This window comes from Candidatus Desulfatibia sp. (genome assembly GCF_036446775.1).
Classification (GTDB): domain Bacteria; phylum Desulfobacterota; class Desulfobacteria; order Desulfobacterales; family UBA11574; genus Desulfatibia_A.
Genome location: NZ_JAZFTO010000066.1, coordinates 1 through 4,877, shown reverse-complemented (window position 1 = coordinate 4,877; position 4,877 = coordinate 1). Strand labels below are relative to the sequence as shown.

Below are 4,877 nucleotides of genomic sequence, written 5' to 3'. Positions count from 1 at the left end.
CTCGTGCAGCCGCGGTTCTGGATTGGTGAGGGCATCCTCCGCATCACAGATCGTACGCAGCGGCTGGTAGCTTACCTCGATCAGATCGAGCGCTGCCTAGGCGGTGAACTCGTCCTTGGCAATCACGGCGGCGATTGGATCGATCACCAACGAAACGGACCTTTTCGCGGCACGGTTGAACGTAACAACTTACCGTAGAGCATGCGCGGCAAAACAATATCGTCAGCAAAGCGTGTTTGCCCCGTGACCTTTGCGGGACCATCAACGCGCTGGCGCGGCCTGCCGATGCTGCTGAACTCTTCTTTAGGACTCATGTTTCACTGCGATCGAACGGTTTGATTTCCCTGGCGCTGTGATCAGTAGCTGCCATCAATGATCTCTGTCAAAACCCCATGCGTGGCCGCAGGATGGATAAAAGCAAAATTTCTCTTATACTCAGCAAACCATCTGGGTTTCTGATCGATCAGCCTTACTTTGTTTTGCTTTAACTGTGCCAGAGATTCCTCGCAGTTATCGACGTTATAGCTGATGATCATCACGCCTTCCCCAGCTTTTTTGACAAATTTAGCCACTTCCCCTGTTCCATCAATATCTTCGATGAGCTCAATTGCCGTAGGTCCTACCATAAAGCCGGTAACTCTTATCTTTTCGGTCTCGTCAACGTAACGGTAGGCTACCTCCCAGCCAAAAGCATCAATGTAGGTTTTTTCCGCTTCTTTGACGTCGTTCACTGCGATGCAAATATGATCCAGGTAGTTGGCTTTTAGTTTTGCACTCATTTTTTGTCTCCTTCTTCCATTATCAAATGTCAGGCGCCAAAAACAGCCTGTGCCGCTTTGCCCAGGATGATATCGCGTTCCTCACGGGTAAAATTGATCTCGGTCTTTGGTTCATCAATTGCTTCTACCCAGTCGTTTACTGACCGGTAAAAAATAGGCCAAGGCGCATCCGTAGCGAACAATATTTTCCAGGGGCCGGTCCCCTCGTCGGCGGGATGCTGGTCGGCTATGGTCTGTCCATCGGGACAAACTTCCGCTGGTTCGCCATAAGCCTCATACTGGCCAGCATCTTCACCCTGCTGATCAAGTCCAGGCGCGTGAACTGACCCACCCGGCCTTCCGACTGGTTCAGATTGTATAAAGGGGAAGTTCGTGACTCCTGGGTCGAGGTGATGGAGCACACCACTGTCATCGAGGCTGTATCCACACTTGATGAAATAGCCGTGTTTGGAAATTGGGCATACGGGCGCGGTAGGTATATAGGTAAAAGCAGTCCGGATAATGGTGGCCCTGAATCTCTCTGCATATTCAGGTACTAATTTATAAATCAAGTACGGGTGCTCTGGGAATACCTTTCTGGGCTTCGATCCCTTCCTCAAGCAATTTTAAAACAACTGGTTTCTGCTCCGGGAATTTATAACCTTCATAACTCTGGCTGAACAAAAGGCGGCCGTTTTTGCCGCGCCAATAGTTGCCGGCATGGTCAAAGCACACCTTGGACGTAAAATCCAATTCTTCCATCATTAGTTTCAGTTCGATTAGTTGCTCACTGGGGGAGAGCGGTTGAAACTCCCCCCTATCGTATTCTTTAAAAAGCGGTGTGCCCGGGGAAGGGAAAAAAGGTCTGGATCGGATGTAATGGGGATTGATTTCGTTCAGTACCCGGGCTGTATTTCCGGCGTGGCTTTCCCACATGGCCTTGCCCCCCAGCCCCGGCATCCAGTATTCGGATAACTGGAACCCGGCTTCCATTGCTTTTTTACCAGCCTTGATGTGCCCTTCGGCGGTGACGCCTTTTTTGATTTTTTTCAACAGGGCCTTATCTCCAGTTTCCAAGCCGACATGCAATCTGTCCAGCCCGGCCGTGCAGATTTTCTTCAGCTCCTCTGCCGATTTTTGAGCAATTGCCTTGGACCTGGCATAGGAGGTTACGCGATTGAGCGAAGGGAAGGTTTTTCTCAGATGCGTGAGGATATCCACCAGCTGGTCGGATTTCATGATCAGGCTGTTGGCATCCTGCAAAAAAGCCGTTTTGCCGCCCGAAAGCAGCCAGTTATAGATCATCACGAATCCCGGACTGGCGTTGAGCTCCGGATTGTTGTTAATCATGGCAATGGCGGCTGCTCTGTTAATCTCACCACCGTAATCCAATTTCCACGAAAAATCTTTGAGCCCGTTGCAGATGGCAGCCATGGAATCTATATCGCTGTTTACTTCCTGCGGTGATCGCAAAGAATATTCTTCCTGTTTGTACATGCTGCAAAACGTGCATCGGTTCCAGGGGCAGTTGCGCGTAACGCGTATCAAAAGGGAGTAGCTTCCGCCCTCACTGGGCGGCCTGTACACGCCGGTTTCAAAACTGCATTTTCCGGCCGGTTCGGCAGTCATTTTATTTTCCCTAACGACGAAACAGGTGATGTAATCAGACAATGACTGGTTTTGTCCATGACAGACATCAATTAATGGGGTGGGATCTGAATCTCAAGCCAGGATTAGGCAAGGATGGAAAGCCAGGAAAAGAGAATTAATTGGATCCGACCCCAGTAAGAGGGGAATTTTTTTAGGATACTTCGATTCTAAAACCTACCTTCAGGGTTACCTGAAAGTGTCCAATTTCTCCATTTTCAATATGTCCTCTGGTTTCTACCACTTCAAACCAGTCCAGGTTTTTTATTGTTTTATTGCATTCGGCAATCGCATTTCGAATGGCTTCTTCCATGTTATTTTTGGATGAACCAACAATTTCGACTACTTTATAGGTATGGTGATCTGACATGAGTTACTCCATATTATGGTCGGTTAAATTCTCTTTGACCGGATTAGTTAAACCTCAACATTTTGCCAAAGTATAAGGCCAATTCAAGTTTCAAGTTTGGATTGCATCCATTTCGCCTCGTGCTGGGCCTGTGCTTGATATTCGCAGCCGCTGGTTCATATTTCCCCACTACGTTCCGGCTACTGGGCGCTTTAGCAGTGCGCCGGCTGCCCACACGAGCACCTGGTGGCGTTCAGTTGCAAGCGGCGGGGTTTCTGCCCCAGCTGCGGAGCAAGACGGATGGTGGAATCGGCCGCCCACCTGGTCGATCATGTATTTCCCGAAGCGCCGGTCCGGCAGTTTGTGCTGACCTTCCCGTTTCCCTTGCGCTTCCTGTTGGCAGCCCAACCCCAGGCACTGACCGAGGTGCTGGCGGTCGTTCAGCGCGGTATCTCGACGTTCCTGGTGCGGCGGGGCCGGTACATCACCCGCCCGCCAGTCGCCGCCGAGGCATCCAGAAGAAGCATTCAACAGGGTTTGAGGTGCAGGGTCAACTGGCCCAGGGAATGGTTCGGCTGCGCTTCGGGCGGTGCGCCATTGCCGGCTGCAGGGGCCGCGTTCAGCGGCCTACGAAGATGACGGTAGTTCAGGGGTTGCCTGGGCTAAAACCGGGGTCAGATTACAGCCGCAGATACTGGCCTGAATTGTGAAAAAGGCGGGTTATACTTCCTATCCACTAAGCATTCTTTGCCTCACTAAAATCAAGACTGACAGATATACCATGATCTGTTATCTCAGGATACATTTGGAGTATCTTATCCTCCAGAGCTACTTTTGTATAACCCATAGACCCTCCCCTGAATAAGTTATTAGTTATTAGTTATTAGTTATTGCGAATAACGATTTACGTATAACGAATAACATATCATGCCCACGGTGTACCTCCGTCAACAATGCTGTGTTCTTCCCACATAAACCAGTTTCCGGTGTCTGACAGAAAAAAATGTGTATTTGCAAAGATATCATAATGCTGCTGCTCTTCTTTCATAAGCTTCTCAAAAAGAGATTTCTCCTTTTCCGACTGCGCTTCCGAGGCCGCCTTTTTATAAAATTCAATACCCTTCCTCTCCATCTCCATAGCAATCTTGAATGCCTCAAGCTCATCAGTGGTTGCTTCGACCTTCTGCATCATCTCATCCTTCATTGTCTCAAAAATTGTTTTGATATTTTTCATCGGGCTAAAATCCTTTACTGCTATGTCCATTCCCTTAAATATCTGTAAAAGAATCTCAAGATGTCTTTTTTCATCCTCTAATATGGTCAGGAACATTGTTTTGCCGACAGGGTTTCTTGTCTTTCCGGATGCCTCTTGGTAGAATTTTATTGCATTTGTTTCCATCATTATAGCTATCTCAACTGGTGTCATATTCTCCTCACTGTTATCTCTAAGAGTATATTTTAACACTTGCGCCTCTTGCAAAAGTCTTTATTCGTCATTCCCGTCCCGATAAGTCGGAATTAATCGGGAATCCAGGATTTCCCCGTATCAAGTACGGGGCAGGCTCTGTGAAAATGGGACACTACGTGGGGTATCCTACTGTGGCAGGAAACCAATTCCTTATAGTTACCCACTCCCCGATCATAGTTGAGCCTGTCGGCAGGCAGGTTTCACGGGAATGACATAAATTGCTTAACTCAGGATTCATTAACTTTTTCCCTCATCTTTTTAAGGTAATTAATATGTTTGGCTTCCTGCTCCATCATCTCAATAAATACTACCTGGGCATTTGTGTCTGAAACATTCCGAGAAAGCCTTTGATAAAGATTATAAGCATTCCCTTCTATTTCCATAGCAAGTTTCAACGCTTCTTTCTCGCCGATAAAATCGTATTTTTCTATTTTAGCCTCAAGGTCTTTTACCGGAATCCCTGCTTCTGTTACCGGAGCTTCTGTCCTGTTTTTAAAGTCCTCAAAACTGTTCATTTCCCTGTTATCCTGAATTGACTGGTAAAGGAACTGTATAAAATCCATATGCTTTCCTTTGCAGCACATGTTGTTCCTGGACGGCGCTTACTCATTCAGCAAACGCGGCGCTTCAGGAGCAAGCATTCAACAGGGTTTGA

The 4,877-nt window shown here is 47.8% G+C and carries 7 protein-coding genes and 1 pseudogene; 2 read left to right on the top strand and 6 right to left on the bottom strand.

Features of this window, described 5'->3' with window-relative positions:
• A partial coding sequence (locus tag V3S16_RS02965; RefSeq protein ID WP_413883187.1) for a hypothetical protein occupies positions 1-198 on the top strand: 198 nt, incomplete at its 5' end.
• A gap of 158 nt (positions 199-356) precedes the next feature.
• On the opposite strand, the gene V3S16_RS02960 is transcribed toward V3S16_RS02965, so the two are convergent.
• From V3S16_RS02960 to V3S16_RS02945, 4 genes are all read right to left on the bottom strand, one after another.
• Entirely contained in the window at positions 357-779 is a 423-nt protein-coding gene (locus tag V3S16_RS02960) for a VOC family protein (RefSeq protein ID WP_413883186.1), read from the bottom strand.
• A gap of 29 nt (positions 780-808) precedes the next feature.
• Entirely contained in the window at positions 809-1,330 is a 522-nt protein-coding gene (locus V3S16_RS02955; protein ID WP_413883185.1) for a hypothetical protein, read from the bottom strand.
• Positions 1,320-2,387, bottom strand: a complete 1,068-nt coding sequence (locus V3S16_RS02950) for a radical SAM protein (RefSeq protein ID WP_413883184.1) — start codon at positions 2,385-2,387, stop codon at positions 1,320-1,322. Before V3S16_RS02950 ends, V3S16_RS02955 begins: the two co-directional genes overlap by 11 nt.
• Before the next feature lie 172 nt (positions 2,388-2,559).
• Entirely contained in the window at positions 2,560-2,775 is a 216-nt protein-coding gene (locus V3S16_RS02945) for a dodecin (protein WP_413883183.1), read from the bottom strand.
• 195 nt (positions 2,776-2,970) lie between these two features.
• Here V3S16_RS02945 and V3S16_RS02940 point away from each other — a divergent pair.
• Positions 2,971-3,228: pseudogene (locus tag V3S16_RS02940) on the top strand (transposase zinc-binding domain-containing protein); the annotation flags it as partial.
• Between the two features lie 451 nt (positions 3,229-3,679).
• On the opposite strand, the gene V3S16_RS02935 reads toward V3S16_RS02940, so the two are convergent.
• Complete coding sequence (locus V3S16_RS02935; protein WP_413883182.1) at positions 3,680-4,219, bottom strand: ferritin family protein; 540 nt, start codon at positions 4,217-4,219, stop codon at positions 3,680-3,682.
• Positions 4,220-4,449: 230 nt separating this feature from the next.
• Complete coding sequence (locus tag V3S16_RS02930) at positions 4,450-4,737, bottom strand: ferritin family protein (protein ID WP_413883181.1); 288 nt, start codon at positions 4,735-4,737, stop codon at positions 4,450-4,452.
• Positions 4,738-4,877: the final 140 nt, after the last annotated feature.